Origin of the sequence: Sporotomaculum syntrophicum, assembly GCF_009932395.1 — a bacterium.
GTDB classification, from domain to species: Bacteria; Bacillota; Desulfotomaculia; order Desulfotomaculales; family Desulfallaceae; genus Sporotomaculum; species Sporotomaculum syntrophicum.
The window spans coordinates 220,671-238,664 of the sequence record NZ_LSRS01000003.1; the positions used below are offsets into that span (position 1 = coordinate 220,671).

Genomic DNA, 17,994 nt, shown 5'->3' on the forward strand with positions numbered 1-17,994 from the left:
TCACCAATCATGGCCCAAGCTTTTACCGGTAGCTGACCGGTTATTTGCGGAGATTGATTTCACCTCCCGTGCTAACTGAAAAGCCTCTTAAAATAAATAAGACCCGCTGATATTTTCCAAGAGTGGAACCTATCCGCTTGGGTCTTTTATCCCCACGGTGTAACCTCCGGCGTTTCAGCCCCGGCGGCCTGTACCGCTTGGTCCAGTCCCTCGCAATCGAGGCGGAACCCTCAGGTACACTTCCCTCCATGAACAGTCTATCAGCTAATTCTACCGCAAAGCTAAACCAAGGTAAATCATATGCCACAAAAAAACCAAAGCCCCTCATCCCTGGTGAATAAACACCAGGGACGAGAGGCATTCAATTCCTCCCGCGGTACCACCCTGCTTGTTCCCGCAAAATGGCGGAAACCTCTTGAGTGTGTCAGCGACACAATGGCAATAACGGGCCATCTGTTCCCGACTCTGCCTACTAGGCGACTCCTTTCAGCAAAGCAGTTCCGGGGCGATGCCTCCACCTGTTCCGGCACTGGTTTTCAGCACCCCAGCTCTCTGTGGCGCGGCTTGCAGGTATTGCTCCCCTTCATAACCTTTAATATAAATTTCAGTATACAGTAAACCAAAATCAAGGTCAACCATTTTTTCACTTATTTCATCGCATATTGCATCATTACCGTAAAAACACCCAGCAAGGCTCCCAGCAGGGCGCCCAACCAGGTAATGGCCACCAGCTCCTTGCGCATGATGCTCAGCAGCATCTCTTCTACCTGCAGCTCATCCAGCTCCTCCACTCTGGCCCGCACCATGCTCCTGATATCAATAAAGCGCATCAACCCCGGCAAAACTCTTTGTACTAAATAGCGGTAAAGCCTGGTGGCCAGGCCTTCCGGTTCGGACACAAAGCCTTCAGGCAGGCAATCCAGCAACCTGCCCAGGGGAAACTTCCAGGCGGCAGCGACTTCCCGCCGCACCAGGGCCTCCGCATACTGAGCCGGTGTATCCCGCTCCCAGAGGTCTTCCACCAAACCTTCCACAAAGACAGTTACTTGTTTAGAAGCAGCCGGATTTACCTGGTTAAGCATTTCCCGCCAGGTTAAATTACGGTTATTAGCTAGTATTTCCCTGATTCCGCCGGCCAGCCGCTCAAATACAGCCGGTTCACGCAGCTTAGCCATACCCCAGGCAGCAATTTCAGCCGCCTTTTCCCGCTTACCGTCCTCACCCAGGCCGGCGGCAATATCGGTTATGCTTTTACCCAGAGCTTCCTCAGCCAACCCATGCAGCATGCGCATAAATTCCTCCCGGTTTTTAGTATTAGCAAAAAACCGGGTAATTTCCGCAGCCAAACGCTGCACCAGCGTATCCGCGCTATTGCCCATCAGCTGGAATATTCCGTTGATAAACCGTTTAACCGCCGAGCTTTCGAAGAATCCTTCAATCCGATCTTTAATCGCCTGCCTGGCCGAGGGGGAATTAATAAACTGCTCAATAGCCTCAATTATACGGGGAGCCTGGTCATCAATAAACTGGTGGATGCCCTCGTGCACCGCCCCGGGCAAGTAATAGCCAATGGTTTGGGGGCTGTTGAAGAAATTTTCAATATGAACGGCCAGACGGCGCTGCAACTCCTGCTGCACGGCCGGCTTTTGCATTATGGCTGCGGGCAGCCGCTCCAGGGTTCCGGCGATACCTCCCCGACCACCCGCGTCAACCATGGCGGCCACAGTCTGGTCCAGCAGGTAATCTGCGGCCTCTTTAGCCAGCTGACTCATCGCCCGGCGCGCTGATTCACCCCGGACATACTTTAAGGCCAGGCCGGATACCAGCTCAGTAAATTCCGGCAAAAAGGACAAATCGTCCGCCGGGCTGCCCAGCACTTCACCTAAACTGACTTCCCGCTCCCGCAACCCGGCCATGCTACTGGCCAGAAAGCCTCGCATCTGTTCCTCCACTTCAGGCTGCAACAAATGCTGCACCACCTTTTTCTCGGTGAGCAGCATACCGCCCACCGCCTCTCCAATAGCCCTGGCCAGGCGTCCCTTACCACGGGGGATCACACCGGGAGTAAAGGGCAGACGCATACCCCACAGTCTCTTTTCCTGCAGGGGCCGGAACAGCATACGAATGGCCACCCAGTTGGTAATATAACCGATCACAGCCCCACCCAGCACCGAGAGGGCCATTTGCTGCCAATTCATTGGGATACCTTCCTTAACTTTGCTTAATAAGCCTTATACTTAGCAAGCCGCTGCCGGGCTGTCTGAATAACCTGTTGCACCGCTTCCGGGGCCGGGCCACCGGTAACGCGGCGGGCCGCCACGCAGTGAGCCACGCCGATGGCCTCATAAACATCCGCCTCAATAGCTGAAGAAAAGCTATGCAGCTCCTCGAGGCTCAACTCGTCCAGAGATTTATGCTGCTCCAGACAGTAAGCCACCGACCGCCCCACAATCTCATGGGCCTCCCGGAAAGGCACACCTTTTTGCACTAGATAATCCGCCAGGTCGGTGGCATTGGTAAAACCACCCCGGGCAGCCCGGGCCATGTTATCCTTTTTGACCCGCATAGTGGCCACCAGGGGCCGGAAAATTTTCAGACACTGCTTCACAGTATCCACCGCATCAAACAAGGCCTCCTTATCCTCCTGCATATCCTTGTTATAAGCTAGCGGCAGCCCCTTGAGCATGGTCAATAGAGCAGTTAAATCTCCAAATACCCGACCGCTCTTACCCCGGATCAGCTCAGCCACATCCGGGTTCTTCTTCTGGGGCATCATACTGCTGCCCGTGCTGTAAGCATCATCCAGCTCGATGAAATCGAATTCCGCTGAAGACCAGAGAATAATTTCTTCACAAAACCGGCTCAAATGTACCATAATCAAGGACCCGGCCGCCGCAAACTCAACTGCAAAATCCCGGTCGCTCACCGCGTCCAGGCTGTTCTCAGTAACCCCGGCAAAATCAAGTTCCCGGGCTACGAACTCCCGGTCCAGGGGGAAGGTAGTGCCGGCCAGCGCCCCGGCTCCCAGAGGCAGCACATTTACTCGCCGTCGGCAATCCTTTAGCCGCTCAATATCCCGGCTGAACATCTGGCAGTAAGCTAGCAGGTGATGGGCCAGGGTGATGGGTTGCGCCCTTTGCAGGTGCGTGTAGCCCGGCATCACCGTGGCCAGATGTTTTTCCGCGATATCCAGCAGTTCACCGATCAGACCGGCCAGCAGCTGTCCCAACCCGTCCAGCTCATCCCGCAAGTACATGCGCACATCCAGCGCCACCTGGTCGTTGCGGCTGCGGGCGGTGTGCAGCTTTTTGCCCACCTCACCAATTCTTTCAATTAACAACTGCTCCACATTCATATGAATATCCTCGGCGGCCACGGAAAATTCCACCCGGCCTGCTTCGATATCGTCCATAATACCGGTTAGACCGCTGACGATGGCCTCAGCCTCCGGCCGGCTGATAATGCCCACTTTTGCCAGCATTTTGGCATGTGCCATACTGCCGATAATATCATATCGGTAAAGGCGGCAATCAAAGGAGATAGAAGAATGAAAATCATCCACTATCCGGTCGGTTTCTTTTTGAAAACGCCCGCCCCACAACTTAGCCACTGCATCAACCTCTTTCAAATTTATATATGGTACACAGGCGATTCATTACCTGTGCTGCTTCATTTTGCCAAGAAATATGCTAAAATATTATAACATAGCTATAGCAAAGTTGGAAAAAGGACGAAAGAAAATATTAAATATCCGGCATAATCTGCTGTTTCGGCCCATATACTTTTTCCTGAACCAGCTGGCATTATTAGTTGTCCCAATCTCCCCTGCCAGGTTCTAGCTAAAAATTAATAGGTGCTTATTTAAAAAAATGTTATACTAATTAACCATTATGCACGATATATGTTAAAATAATAATTAATTAAACTGTTGTTTATAAAGGAGACGACATATTATGGAAAGAGAACTGACGCTGGAATTGGTGCGCGTCACCGAAATGGCCGCCCTGGCCTCCGCCCAGTGGATGGGCCGCGGCTGCAAAAATGAAGCCGACGAGGCCGCCACCAACGCTATGCGCACCGTGTTCGACTCAATAGCTGTGAACGGTACCGTAGTCATCGGCGAAGGGGAAATGGACGAAGCTCCTATGTTATATATCGGTGAAAAGGTAGGCAACGCTGAGTCACCGGAAGTGGATGTGGCGGTGGATCCCCTGGAGGGTACCAACATTCTGGCCAAGGGACTGCCCAACGCCCTGTCGGTGATTGCCGTTGCAGATAAAGGCAATCTGCTGCATGCTCCGGATATGTATATGGATAAACTGGCCGTGGGACCGCGGGCAGCCGGTCTGATTAACCTGGACGATCCAATTGAAAAAACCCTGGAAATTGTAGCCAAGGCTAACAATAAACGCATTGTGGACTGCACGGTAATGATCCTGGATCGCCCCCGGCACCAGAAGCTCATTAAAGCGGTACGCAAAGCAGGCGCCCGGGTACGCCTCATCGGTGATGGTGACGTAGCCGCGGTACTGGCTACGGGCTTTGAAGAAACGGGCATCGATATTTGCGCCGGCATCGGCGGTGCCCCGGAGGGCGTAATCTCCGCAGCAGCCCTAAAAGCCCTGGGCGGTGATATGCAAGCCCGCCTGGTACCCGAAGATGAAGCCGAATACCAGCGCTGCCTGAGCATGGGCATAACAGACCCACATCGCATTTTAACCCTGGACGACCTGGTGTGCGGAGACGACGCTATATTTGCAGCCACCGGCGTCACCGACGGCGAGCTGCTTAAAGGAGTGCGTTTTATGGGTGGTGAACAAGCTGAAACGTACTCACTGGTACTGCGGGCTAAGAGCCGTACAATACGCTTTATCAACACGATACATAACTTAAAATATAAGCCGCACTACGGACTGATTAAAGATAAATAAGTTTATTATTATCCTTTCTGACCCCGCTGATACTTTCCAAGGACAAAACATATCCGAACAATGCTTAGAGGGAGCGCTAAAGGCTCCCTCTAGTCCCTTCAATCATACCGGTTATCCAAATTTCTTTCAGCCTTTCTTATTCCAAAAACCCCGGGTTAAAGCTTGCTTTTAAAAAAGTATTGCTCCGGTTTTTTTATATTTTAATAGTAAATAATCGAAAGAACGATTCTCTCGATTTTTTACAGTAGTGAGACAAACCACACTCATTTGAATTACCCCGGAAATCATCCGTTTCCTATACTACCATAATAAAGACAAAATTAAAAAAATTGGTTATAATTAATTTAGAATTTACGCTAATCTAAATCACATTATGGAAATAATGGCGAGAAAAATATTTTTATACTGTCCATTGTTGTCCCGAGTAACCTGGACAGCTTAGCCTGCGAAAAAAAGCAAAAACAATTAAAAATATGCCCGCGCAACCGTTCTTCTTTCTTGTTGAATAGACTTAAACCAGGCTTCTATTTACAAACATAAATTCTATTCACTTGTCATGGCCCTTTTTAGCTCAGTGCTACTCCTGCCGATAACTGCGCACAATTAATATGCATCCAATATTCACCACGTATAACGCTTCTTGTTTATAAACACCGTAATTTATTTTGGCAAACTCACTACACTTTTGTAGTTTATAAGATATCTACCCTGATTTATTAGAAATATTAGGAATAAGCCTCTAAATAGTGGTGGCAAACTGTCCAACTCTTGTCAACACTCTATGAAAGGGGTGTTAGAATTGGAAATTACTAAAGATGCAAATATTTTCAATTGCATATTATTTTATCTTATAATATATGGGATATTTACTTTTTTAATCTTACCACGAGTAGTGAAAGCAGTTAACAGAACAGATAACCTGCCGCAAATAAGGGAAGCAGTTAAAAAAACAGATAACGAGATTACTGTATTGAAATTGGACGATAAAGATAAGATTGATATGGTTATTGATAATGTTTGTGGATGTATTTTGCCCTGGTCGAAAGCATATGTCCTAATTATAAATAATACAAGACATTACTTTTGCAGTTGGGATTGCAGGGAAAAATTTATTAATTCCAACAGCACATTATACAAAACTCCATTTAAATCCTAATTGTCCTTCTTAACCCATATATAAGATGCAAGCAGGGCGTTAAGTTGCCCGTTATTGTTGTTTCTGACCGGTAAAGCAAGCTGCTGTACAAAAAAACTGCGCAACATGGGGCAAATCTGGACAGGCTTAATAAAAATGCCTATAATTGGTGTAAGAAGCCAGGCTCAGCATATCTTTTGCATGAATGGCCGGATACAATACGCCGGTAATTATTGGTCAGAAAGTATAGCGCCACAATAGAAAGGACGAGGTTGATAAATGAGTTTTTTAGAACTAGCGCAAAAAAGATACTCGGTTAGAAAATATGAATCCAAGCCTGTGGAAGAGGACAAGCTGGTCAAAATCCTTGAAGCGGCCAAAGTTGCGCCCACGGCGGTAAATTACCAGCCGCAGCGTCTCATTGTCGTGCGCCAACCTGACAGGCTGGCCAAATTACAAAAAGCAGCCAATATCTACGGCGCCCCGCTGGCCATCATCGTCTGCGCGGACTACAACGCAGCCTGGAAAAGACCCCATGACAACAAAAACTTCGCCGATGTGGACGCCAGCATCGTGACCGATCACATGATGCTGCAGGCTACCGAACTGGGCCTGGGAACAGTGTGGGTAGGCCATTTCAAGCCGGACGTAATCAAAACGGAATTTAACCTCCCTGACCAGGTTGAGCCAGTCAATATTTTGGTGATCGGTTATGCCGCCGTAGATAGCGTCCCCACGGACAGGCATACAGACCGCAAACCGCTAACTGAGACGGTATTTTACGAAACCTTTTAGCACCTGCCGCCGGCCAGCAGCCCCGGAGGTAGAAAAAATAATCGCCAGTATTGAGCCAAAACAACCCTTGCCCTTATCAAATGGGGTAGGGGTTTTTTGTTTTTTAGGATATCCCAGCGGCGGCAAGACGCGGGCACTTGCACACCGGTTTGCCTAGCTGGTCAACGAAATAAGCATCCTGCCCGCCAGCATTCTCTGCGTCACCTTTACTAATAAAATGGCATGCATCCTGCTTGTCCGGCTCATGGCAGAGTTTTAACCGGTCACAAAAAACGAAAGCAATCTTGTAACTCAATCACATAATACATATGCTTTTTGGTGAACCTTAACTTAGTTATCTGCCTCCTGCCGCCGCCCCGCCGGTAGTTCAATCAAGTCACACGCCGGGTTGTAGCCAGGACAGCCGCGCTAAATTCTTTGTAAATACGTGAAAAATAGACTTTATTACGCCTATTCCTCCAAGGAACCCAACTTAATTAATTCCAATGTCGAGTTTTGGGTTGACGAATTTTACCTGACAACCTAAAATTATAATAAGTGTTGTCAGGTGTTTCTGTAATATTTTTTCTTGAGCGGGAACTTGCCAAAAAAATCAAATGGAGGGTGTAACATGAAAAAACCAGGGCGCTTATCAATCTTAATAGCCGTGCTTTGCGTATCTTTTGTGGTCATGCTGACGGGTTGCTCATCACCGGATTCAGAGAACCAGGTGGACAAACAAAAGGCTAAGATTGTACTTGCCGATCCCCAGTGGGACAGTGTGCAGTTTTGCAATGCGGTTGCGCAGTATATTATCGAAAAGGGTTACGGCTACCCAACAGAAGTTATGAGCGGAGCCTCTGCAATTGTTTTCGAGGGAGTAGTTAATGGAGATATCGACGTTGTTCTTGAGGCGTGGACCGAAAATTGGCAGCCTCGATATGACGAAGAGATCAAGAAGGGCACTGTTCAGGAACTCGGTATAAATTATGATGATAATGAACAAGGGTTTTATGTGCCGACTTATTTGATCAAGGGAGATCCGGCCAAGAATATTGAAGCACTGGCTCCTAACCTGAAAAGCGTGCAAGATTTACCGCAATACTGGGAGCTGTTCAAGGATCCTGAGGACCCATCCAAAGGGGTTATCTACGGTTCCCCGGCAGGCTGGGAGGCGGACAACATACTCCAGGCTAAAATCAAAAGCTATAACTTGGATAAACATTATAACTACCTCAACCCGGGTTCAGACACCGCACTGGCCGCTTCCATTACTAAAGCTTATAAAGAAGGCAAGCCGTGGCTCGGCTACTACTGGTCACCCACCTGGGTCACGGGTAAATATGATATGACTCTACTAAGCGACAATCCTTATTCGGAAGAAGCATGGAATAACGGCTATCAAACAGAATTTCCTTCGGTGAGGGTTGCCATTGCTGCCAATAAAGATTTATCCAAAAAAGCGCCGGAGGTTGTTGACTTTTTGAAAAATTTTCATACCAACAGTGCGTTACTAAGCGACGTCCTGGCTTATATGCAGGACAATAACGTTAAAGCCGATCAAACAGCGATCTGGTTCCTGGAAACCAGGGAAGATGTCTGGGTACCCTGGGTACCGGAGGATATCGCCACTAAGGTCAAAGCAAGTCTGTAATTATATATTTTAAGCAATAAGGGCAAGGCCGTGTCAAATTGCCGGCTTTGTCCTTTTAGTTAAGGAGAATGCTATGAGTTATTTCCCCGATAGTTTGCGTATTGATTTAGGCATGTACATCGACAGGGCTATTGAATGGTTAATGCATAACTTTGGCGGCTTCTTTGACGCGGTTTCAGCCGGGATCATCTGGTTCCTCAGGCAAATTGAAGAAATCATGTTCTTCGTGCCCTGGTGGGCGGTATTAATTGTCATCTTTCTGATCACCTGGAAAATAATCAACACCAAGGCTGCTTTAGTGTACAGCTTTATGATTTTTTTAGTCGGCTGCTTGGGCCTGTGGGAGTCGATGATCCTAACGCTGGCTATTGTACTCAGTTCAGTGGTATTTTCCATGGTTATTGGCATACCACTGGGGATACTGATGGCGGCCAGCGACCGTTTTAACGCCTATACCAGGCCGGTACTTGATGCGATGCAAACCATGCCCAGTTTTGTGTACCTGATTCCCGCTTTGTTATTGTTTGGCATGGGTAAAGTCCCGGCGGTTTTTGCCACGATGATTTACGCCATTCCCCCGGTGATGCGCTTAACGGATCTGGGCATCCGCAATGTGCCCAGGGAAATGATCGAAGCTGCCCATTCCTTTGGCTCTTCCAATTCGCAAACCTTGCTCAAGGTTCAGCTGCCTCAGGCGCTTCCCACCATTATGGCCGGGATTAACCAGACCATCATGATGGCTCTGTCCATGGTGGTGGTGGCTTCTATGATCGGTGCCAGAGGCCTGGGGCTGGACGTGTTGCAAGCTATTCAGCACATTGATATCGGACAAGGCTTCGAAGCCGGTGTCTGTATCGTTTTCCTGGCCATCATCATTGACCGGCTAACCCAGTCCATCGGCGGTAAATTTAAGTATCCCAAATAGGAGAGAAAAACGATGACAGTAAAACTACAGGTCGAGGGGTTGACCAAAATATTTGGCCATAACCCCCGGGCTATGTTGGAAAAAATTGAACAAGGTCTGACGAAAGAAACTATCCTCAAGGAATTTGGCCACACGGTGGGGATTAATCAGGTTTCCTTTATGGTCAATGAAGGCGAGATCTTTGTTATTATGGGACTGTCCGGCAGCGGCAAATCAACGCTGATCCGCTGCTTAAACCTGCTGAACAGGCCAACTGCAGGCAAAATCAAGGTTGATGGCGAGGATATTGTGAAATATGACGGGAAAAAACTGAAGGCCTACCGGCAGCATAAGGTGGCAATGGTGTTTCAGCATTTTGGACTCTTTACGCACCGGAAGGTGATCGATAATGTTGCCTATGGCCTGGAGATAAGGCGTGTTTCCCCGACTAAACGCAGGGAAATGGCCCAAAAGGCTATTGACATTGTAGGGTTAAACGGCTGGGAGGAGATGTATCCCAATGAACTTAGCGGCGGGATGCAGCAGCGTGTAGGCCTGGCCAGAGCCCTGGCCACCGATCCGGAGATTCTCCTGATGGATGAACCTTTTAGTGCACTGGACCCGCTAATTAGACGGGAAATGCAACAGGAACTGCTGGACATCCAGGCCAGGCTTAAAAAGACGATCATTTTCATCAGCCACGATATTAATGAAGCCTTTAAGCTTGGTGACCGGGTGGCCATTATGAAGGATGGGGTTATCGAACAGTTGGGCACTCCGGAAGAAATATTGGCTCAGCCGAAAAACAACTATATTAAGACTTTTGTTCAGGATATCGATCGTTCCAAAATATTGCAGGCTAAGAACATCATGGTCAGGCCTAATGCACTGGTTTCCCTGAAGGATGGACTTAAAGTTGCCATCAAGGAAATGGAGCAGGCCGGTATTTCCAGTATCTTTGTATTGGATCAAGAGCGACGGCTGCAGGGGTTGGTGACCATCGATGATGCTCTCAAGGCGCTTAAAGAGCACAGACAGATCAAAGATATACTGCAGCACACTTATTCGACAACTGGTCCGGAGACTTATATGAACGAACTGATCCAAATAGCCACAGAAACCAAATATCCTATAGCCGTCATCAATGACGAGCAGAAGTTACTTGGTATTATCGCGCGGGTAACCGTGCTTTCCAACTTAGTATAAATCGTTCAGGCTGAGTGCAACAGCCCTGCCTCCCCTCAAGGCTCTGTAATGTTAAATTACTGTCCCGACCTGCCTGCCGCCGGCAGGGCCACAAGCAAAGCCTGCTGCCCTTAACTGCTTGGCCAACCGGCGCGCTTTCCCCCACCCAGCCAAAGCCCGGCTTGCCATGGCTCACTTACGCCCACCCTTGGTTGGGTGACCTATCCGGCAAAACTACTTTCCCAGGTCTACTTGGCTTCTCCTTACCGTCCGCTCTAACTCGCTGCAGTCAATTTGATAGCTGCTCCCCGGCTTCCCTTTCAGGCAGCTGTTCCATGTACCTGAAAAAACCTTATATATTAGTATTGGAATTTTGGTTCATAGCAGCAATATGACCACTACACCCGGGTTTTAACCCTGTTCCAAGCGGGTTCCAACCTGATTCGTTTGGTGCGCTTGAAACAGCAAGTGACTTGGACTAGCTTATGCCGGTGGTCGCATATCTCGACTCCCCGGTTAGACTCCCCCTGGCTATCAGGTATTGCCTGGCCTGGAAGACCAGACTGGCAATAAATTCGTCCCGGTTAGTGTTGTCCCGGCCATCGTAGTAAACCGTGATAATGGGGAGGCCGGTTTCTCTGCTCAGCATGCCCTGATGCGCCTCCACCACCGAGGAGGGCATACAGGTAAATGGCGCTACGAAGATGGCCCCGCCGATTCTTTCACGCCCGGCTAAGGCTACAGCGCGGCCAATGGTCAGGGGCGGCTCACCGGCCGTATGCTCCGGGACATATTTGGCCGAGTACTCCCTGATCTTCTCCGCGGTGGGTTCTTCGCAGTCATGCAGCAGACCGGCTGCAGCTTGCTCCAGGAGGCGCTCATCGCGCTGAGATATCCAATGACTCGTGGCGTAGCCTAATTTACTCAAGTAACCCGGCAGGCTTTTTTTGTAAGCATAGTCTTTTTCTGCCTTGGTATATTTGGCGAAGGTGTCGTAACTAAAAAACTCGGTGGCCGGGGCTAAAGAAACCTCTCCTCCGGCGGCTTCGATCTGTTCAATAATGCCTTGATTACAACGGTCATCCAGGCGCACGTAGAATTCACCGGCCACCATGATCCGCGGGCGCAGGGGCTCGTTAGTACGGGGAATAGCGGCAAACTTCTCTGCTGCTTCCGCCAGTAAATGCTCCAGCGGCTTAAGATGGTTGCCGGCAATACAGCTGGACCAGTTAACGCGATGGCTGCGGGCAATAGAGTAAACCTGCTCACAATAGGCGTTAAAAAGCGCCTCTGTCGCGCCTTTATTTAGCTCATAGGGCCGGATTTGATGCAGCATTTTATATAAAATATCGATAGCCAGCAGGTTGTCAAAGGTTGCGACTACAAATTCCCGGCCAAATCTTTTGCCGATATCGTCGGTTTTAAAGGCTAAAATCCTCTGGGCGCCATAACCCGCACGGTTAACCAGCATGGACTGGGTCGGTGCATAAAGGCCGTAGCGGCAGGGGCCGCAGGACCAGCCCTGAAAGAGTACAACGCCCTCTGCCGCAAGGTTGGGGTGCTGTTCGGTATACTCCAGGTAATCCTGCATATTCTGGATAAACGGCAGGCATTCCTCGCCGTTACACCAGCGTCGGGCCAGGGTTAGGTCTTTATCGGTACCCCGGTCGAGCAGCTCAGCCTCAAGGCCATAGTTTTCAAACATGGACTTGAAAACTGCGGCGTGCTTAGAAGAGTTGGGGATGAGCACCTTGTTAAAATCCAGGTCGTCGGCTTTAGTCGTCCTGGCGCTGAAAAAGGGCGCCACCACGCTTCTCTTCCGGAAACGGCAGGTATTCTTGAGCGCCTCCAGCCGGGTAATCATACCTGCCGGAGCGGTGTGCTCGTCAAGGGTAAGCCGCAAATAACCTGCCACATTGTCTAAATAATGGCGGAACATCGAGTTAGGGCCGCATCGGAAAGGATCCTGAAGCACCAGGTGCAGCTGCGGCAAGCCGCTTTCCTCAGACCTTTCATTCAAGAATTGCGCCGCGAGCGCAGCCGACAGCATATGCTGAAGCTGAGCGGCGTAAATATTGTCCATATCGGCTATCTTCTGCTTCATATAGCTTTCAAATTCCGCCCGGCGGGCTTCCAGGTAGGGTGAAGGGATGCGTCCCTCGTACCAGCCGCGCAGGTATTCAACAAGGAAATCCTGGGGGATCGCCAGCAAGCCCCGCTGTGCAGCGTAAGTCATCACGTCCTTGGCCACAAAGGGGTCATACAGGGTATAGGAGCGACCTAAGATCAGTGTGACCACAGTTTCCCGGTAATCGCGCAGCCCTTCGATAATCCTGCGCCCTTCCTCTTCCATAGCCCGATGAAAATTATGCAGGGCCCGGTAGCTTTCGTCTATGGCCTTCTGGTACACTGCCTGGCTGAAGTTTTTCCCCAACAGTTTTTGGGCTACCGGCAGCAATTGCTTCCCGATTCGCTCCTGCCCCGCGCGGTAATTCAGCTGGGCCTGCAGCACCTTATTATCCGGAATATCCAACGCATGCACAGCCACCCCCCTGATCATCATCAGCAGCGGGCAGCTCAGCGTGTCCGGCCAATCTGTTGCCCAGGGGAGCGGCTCCCGGTCCATTACCTCGGGGATGAAAATATAATCCAGGTCCATATTAAGCAGCTCCCGGTAGTGCCCGATTAATACCTCGATGGGATAGCACATTTCGGTAGCCAGCTCCATCTTGCCCTGTTCCAGCAGCGCTTCCCCGGACTTGCCGCTTAGCACCACCTGGACGCCCAGTTCTCTGAAGAAAGCCGCCCAAAAAGGGTACAGCTCATGGTACAGGCCGCTGCAGGCAATGCCTACCTTAACCCCAGACTTGCACGGCTCACCGGCCGCCTGCTGAAAAATTTGCTCCCGGACATGCTGGTAATTGGGCAGATCACCGGTTTGCCTCTGCTTAGCCAATTCCGAATAACGGCCGCAGCGGTCACCGTATACAAATTTTGACCCGTCCATAAATTTAATTACGTCAAGCTGGCAATTATGCTGGTGATAACAGGGCGCCTTGCAGGGCCTCTTTTCCAGGGTATACTGGTTCAGGTACTTCAGATTGCGTAAGGTTTGAACAGGCCGGCCCCCTTCCAAATGCAGCACCCTGGCCATCAGCGCCGCACCCCTGGCTCCGGTTAGTTCGGGAAAGGGCGGAATATAAACCTGCCGGTCACACTCCGCAGCAAAGGCAGAGGCCAGGGCATGATTCTTGGCCGTGGCGCCGGTAAACACCAGCCGGCCTTCCAGAGCCCGGTTTTCGACGGTCTTATTTAAATAATTACGAGCCGAAGAATAAGCCAGGCTGGCCAGCTGCGCTTCCAGAGGCAGCCCACGGGCAGCAGCGGAAACCAGAGAAGACTGGGAAAGCAGGGTACAGGTATCCCCCAGATCAATGGCGTAATCAGCATGGAAAGCTTTTTGGGAAAACTCCTCCTTTATGTTCACCCCCAGCAGCTCAGCCAGGTTTTCCAGAAAGGTTCCGGTGCCGGCGGCACAGACCGGATTCATGTTATAGTCAAACAAGATACCGTTTTTTATCTGAACAAACTTGGAGTCCTCCCCGCCGATTTCAATAATAGAGAGGGTTTCATCCCCAAATAGGCTCTTCACGCCTTCCGCCTGGCAGGTAATCTCGTCCACGGCATACTCCGCGTTGAGTATTTTCTGGGCCAGAAACCGCCCGGACCCGGTTGTACAGGCGACGATGGGTGTTTGCTCCTGCAGCAGGCTGCCATACCGCTCCTCGACTTTTTTAAGCAGCTCCAGCAGCTGCAGCGCAGGACGCCCGGCCGTGGGCAGGTAAACGCCGCCCATCATGTTACCCCGCGCATCCAGCAGGGCGCACTTGGTGGATACCGACCCGCAGTCCACACCCAGGTACACGGTGGACAAATCGTAGGCCTGGTCCGCAGCTAAAGGCTCGCTGTAAGTGACCACTCCTGGTTGAAGCGGGGGCAGCGGTTTTTCCGGCACATAGCCGCTCACAGCTAACCGTTCCGGGCTCAGCTCATCTAAAGGCACTTCCGCTCCGTATTGGGCAGCCCCGAGGGCTAAAATATACTCGTGCTCATCAGGCACCTCAATAGCAATCGCCCGCTCCTGGCAATAAACCCCTAGGTGTTTGAGAATGGCCTGGTTGTTAGCCACACCGCCCAGCACCACCAGTTTCCCAGGTCCTTTGAGCCGGTTTTGGGCCACCCCGGCCACCACCAAGTCCACCAGGGCTTTGGCCATACCCGAGGCAACGGCCATTTGGGATGCGCCTTCGTTAATGGCATGGGTCATATCGGACTTGGCAAAAACAGCACAGCGGCCTGATATTTTCACTGAGGACAGGGCTGTTAAAGCCATAGCCGCAAACTCCTGGTCACTGTAACCCATCCTGGTGGCCTGCTGGTGCCAGAAGGAGCCGCTGCCGGCAGCGCAGTGACCGTTGCGGTTGAAAAATGTGACCGCTCCGCTCTGGTCAAGCTCCAGGTAATACATACTTTCGTGACCTAACGAAAACACCGCTTCGCCTGCAATTCCCCGGGCGACCAGCCCGGCCTGCAGCGCCTCCACCTCGAGAGTGGGGCTGATGCCTATTCTTTCAGCTACCAGCCTGGCGTTGTGACCGGTTAGTCCGAGTCGCACCACGGGAGCACTAACCTGCTGCAGCAAAAGATTAAGACATTCCCTGGCCACAGCGGCAGGATTTCCGGCGGTGGGGCGGTAAACCTTTTCCACCCGTGCACCGTCCAACAATACTCCTTTAACGGAAAAAACACCTATATCAACCCCAAGCCGGGGCGTAATATTGGTTTGTTTGAACAGCATGTCCATGTAATTACTCCTCTGCTATAATTAGATTAAATTCGAGCTTTTCATTGTTTTCTTCTTCAACCATATAAATCCCTTTATATTATAATTTCAAACAGCAAATTCTCAAGAACTTAACCGCTACTTGCCAGCCTTTTAGCCTGGCATCGTCCCGGTCTAATCCTGCCGGCCGCCGCTTTCATTGTTATGCCATATGTATACCGCCCTGCTTTAATCAATTGATTTATAGGCTATAATAAGTAAAAACATGGTTATTTAAACGTACAGGCGAAATTCACAGCCGTAAAAGTAAATCAGCATATATTTACCCTGTGTTTGTCCGGGAGACCCTGCAAATATAAATTAAATTTAGGATATCGTAGATGAAGAACACGTTTATACCGGAGGATTAATAATTAAAGAAATTTTATGCTGAAGTTGCTCCAAGAAGTGAAAGAAGAGATCCATTGGACTAGCTAGCTAAATATAAGCTTGGATGCCCAACAGAAGCAATTAAACAAAAGGAGGACCCATGAAAAAGATGTCTCTTGGCCTAGAAGAGGCCCTGCGTTTGACCCTGGAGAACATCCAACCCCTGGCTGCAGAAAACATAGCCCTGGCTGACAGTGAAGGCCGGATCGCGGCCTCAGATCTCCATGCCCTGGTGGATTCACCGGCCATTGATACCTCACGCAAAGACGGCTTTGCCGTTATAAGCCGGGAAGTAGCCCAGGCCACTGCCGCAAACCCTGTCCGGCTGCGTCTACTAGGTTCCATGGCCGCAGGCGGAAATAATGATTTTCAAGTCACCCCGGGGACCACTGTACGGGTATTGACCGGGGCTCGCATCCCGACGGGGGCTGACAGTGTGGTGTCTGAAGAATTTGTACAGCTGGCAGGCAGCGAGGTGCTGGTGGAGAAATTTAGCGGTCCCGGCAGGAATATCCGGTGGCGTGGCAGCGACGTGGCCCTGCATGAGTATATTCTCCAGGCAAACCAGCAGATCACTCCCGGCGTAGCCGGTCTCCTGGCCGCGGCCGGCTACAGCACAGTCCCAGTCTTTAAAAATCCCGTGGTCGGGATTATCGGTACCGGCGACGAGCTCGTTGAGCCTGGCCGGCCCCTGACGGAGGGCGGGGTTTACGCCAGCAATATCATAACCCTAGCCGGCTTCTGTCATAAATATCAAATGCAGACCCGGCTGGCGATTGCCGGAGATAATTATAAAGACATCTACAACACTCTTCAGCTAATGGTGGGCAAAACAGATGCCGTGCTCACCAGCGGCGGAGCTTGGACCGGTGAACGTGACCTGATGGCGCAGGTGCTTGCGGAGCTGGGCTGGCAAGAGGTGTTTCACCGTATTCGTATGGGGCCCGGCAAAGCAGTGGGTTTCGGGCTGCTGGATAGAAAACCTGTCTTCATCCTGTCCGGCGGGCCATCTTCAAACTTAATGGGCTACCTGCAGATCGCTTTGCCCGGCCTGCTCGCCCTTTCCGGCCATGCTAACCCGGGCCTGCCCAGGATAAAAGCCAGACTGGCCGTGGACCTGAAGGGTGAACCCGACTGGACCGATTTGTTCTACGGCATTCTTGAACATGCCGGCGACGGGCTGCCGGTGTTTAACCCTATAGGAAAACACGCCCCGGTGACCGACATCGCTAAGGCCACAGCCATAGCCTCAATAACTGAGGGACAGGAGCATCTCAAGGCAGATGCAGTAATAGATGTGCAATTGCTCAGGTAAATAATTCTGTTTCAGCTTAAAATAAATTATATTTTATGTTAAATTCATTTGTATTTCAGCTTAAATGTTTATGCTAACAATGACACTTAAGTTATCTTTCTTTTTAACTGCGTTTTTAAACGCAGTTTTTTTGTCCCCGGTCATTAGTGCACCGAAATCGTCGGCTGTTTATCCAATCAAATTTACAGCTATCAGCACCTTACCCTCAACGAGGTGCCATGCCCGCCGATGAGTCTGGTAGCCAAATGCACCTCTCCTATCTAGATATAATACATATAACTATTACCTGTTTTATGTTTTTGGGCTTCAGTTACCAGATCATTCAACGTAACACTTCCCATTGCTTTTTTCAACGCCGTTTGCAGTTTATCAAAAGCCACCAACCGCATAGCTGCTTCGATTTCCGGAGCCTTTTTTGAAACAGTTTCTTCCGTTGGCTCAAAAAGCGTAAGTTCAGTGGCTGACAAAACGTCCAGCAGGGTTATTTCCCGGGGCATCCGGGCAAGTTGGTAGCCTCCCTGTGAGCCCTTGGTTGAGGTAACAATGCCTCCCCTTTTAAGCAGTGAAAAAACCTGTTCCAGGTATATTTTGGATATGCCAAGTTTTTCAGCAATGCTAATTACCGTGATGTACTCTCCAGCCTGGTAATGCTCAGCCATACTAATCGTGGCCGCAAGAGCATAACGTCCTTTGGCCGATATTCTCATGTTCCATGCCCTCATTTCATACCTCTAATATATGTATTAAATATATTTAAGAAGTTCGCCATTGTCAATAACTTTATACTATAGGCGATATTAACTTCCGAATATCTTTAAAAAACT

Annotated in this window: 12 protein-coding genes and 1 other annotated feature; of the genes, 7 read left to right on the plus strand and 5 right to left on the minus strand. The window is 50.2% G+C overall.

From position 1 onward, the window contains the following. Positions 1 to 40 precede the first annotated feature (40 nt). From SPSYN_RS06050 to argH, 3 genes are all read right to left on the minus strand, one after another. The gene (locus SPSYN_RS06050; RefSeq protein ID WP_161821600.1) at positions 41 to 361 is read right to left on the minus strand and encodes a hypothetical protein; all 321 of its coding nucleotides are present in this window, start codon (positions 359 to 361) and stop codon (positions 41 to 43) included. Then, positions 344 to 596, minus strand: a binding site (T-box leader). It overlaps the preceding gene by 18 nt. Positions 597 to 647: 51 nt before the next feature. Continuing rightward, complete coding sequence (locus tag SPSYN_RS06055) at positions 648 to 2,198, minus strand: DUF445 family protein (RefSeq protein ID WP_161821601.1); 1,551 nt, start codon at positions 2,196 to 2,198, stop codon at positions 648 to 650. 23 nt (positions 2,199 to 2,221) lie between these two features. Further along, positions 2,222 to 3,610, minus strand: a complete 1,389-nt coding sequence (argH, locus tag SPSYN_RS06060; protein ID WP_161821602.1) for an argininosuccinate lyase — start codon at positions 3,608 to 3,610, stop codon at positions 2,222 to 2,224. A 343-nt stretch (positions 3,611 to 3,953) separates the two neighbouring features. On the opposite strand from argH, the gene glpX reads away from it, so the two are divergent. The 6 genes from glpX (at position 3,954) to SPSYN_RS06095 (ending at position 10,604) form a co-directional block, all read left to right on the plus strand. After that, entirely contained in the window at positions 3,954 to 4,931 is a 978-nt protein-coding gene (gene glpX, locus SPSYN_RS06065) for a class II fructose-bisphosphatase (RefSeq protein ID WP_161821603.1), read from the plus strand. A 799-nt stretch (positions 4,932 to 5,730) separates the two neighbouring features. Next, on the plus strand, positions 5,731 to 6,087 hold the full coding sequence (locus SPSYN_RS06070; protein WP_161821604.1) for a transcriptional regulator: 357 nt from the start codon (positions 5,731 to 5,733) through the stop codon (positions 6,085 to 6,087). A gap of 258 nt (positions 6,088 to 6,345) precedes the next feature. Then, positions 6,346 to 6,861 (plus strand): nitroreductase family protein, encoded by a 516-nt coding sequence (locus SPSYN_RS06075; RefSeq protein WP_161821605.1) that lies wholly within the window; start codon positions 6,346 to 6,348, stop codon positions 6,859 to 6,861. 610 nt (positions 6,862 to 7,471) lie between these two features. Beyond that, positions 7,472 to 8,494 (plus strand): ABC transporter substrate-binding protein, encoded by a 1,023-nt coding sequence (locus tag SPSYN_RS06085; RefSeq protein WP_202623748.1) that lies wholly within the window; start codon positions 7,472 to 7,474, stop codon positions 8,492 to 8,494. A gap of 73 nt (positions 8,495 to 8,567) precedes the next feature. Next, positions 8,568 to 9,419, plus strand: a complete 852-nt coding sequence (locus tag SPSYN_RS06090) for an ABC transporter permease (RefSeq protein ID WP_161821606.1) — start codon at positions 8,568 to 8,570, stop codon at positions 9,417 to 9,419. A 12-nt stretch (positions 9,420 to 9,431) separates the two neighbouring features. Then, positions 9,432 to 10,604: a quaternary amine ABC transporter ATP-binding protein gene (locus SPSYN_RS06095; protein ID WP_161821607.1), complete on the plus strand. Its 1,173-nt coding sequence runs from the start codon at positions 9,432 to 9,434 to the stop codon at positions 10,602 to 10,604. Positions 10,605 to 11,061: 457 nt separating this feature from the next. On the opposite strand, the gene SPSYN_RS06100 is transcribed toward SPSYN_RS06095, so the two are convergent. Continuing rightward, entirely contained in the window at positions 11,062 to 15,447 is a 4,386-nt protein-coding gene (locus tag SPSYN_RS06100) for an acyl-CoA dehydratase activase (protein WP_161821608.1), read from the minus strand. 508 nt (positions 15,448 to 15,955) lie between these two features. Between SPSYN_RS06100 and SPSYN_RS06105 the strand changes: the two genes are divergently transcribed. Next, entirely contained in the window at positions 15,956 to 17,170 is a 1,215-nt protein-coding gene (locus SPSYN_RS06105) for a molybdopterin molybdotransferase MoeA (protein WP_161821609.1), read from the plus strand. A 260-nt stretch (positions 17,171 to 17,430) separates the two neighbouring features. On the opposite strand, the gene SPSYN_RS06110 is transcribed toward SPSYN_RS06105, so the two are convergent. Next, positions 17,431 to 17,877, minus strand: coding sequence for an RrF2 family transcriptional regulator (locus SPSYN_RS06110; protein ID WP_161821610.1), 447 nt, complete (start codon positions 17,875 to 17,877; stop codon positions 17,431 to 17,433). Between the last annotated feature and the right edge of the window lie 117 nt (positions 17,878 to 17,994).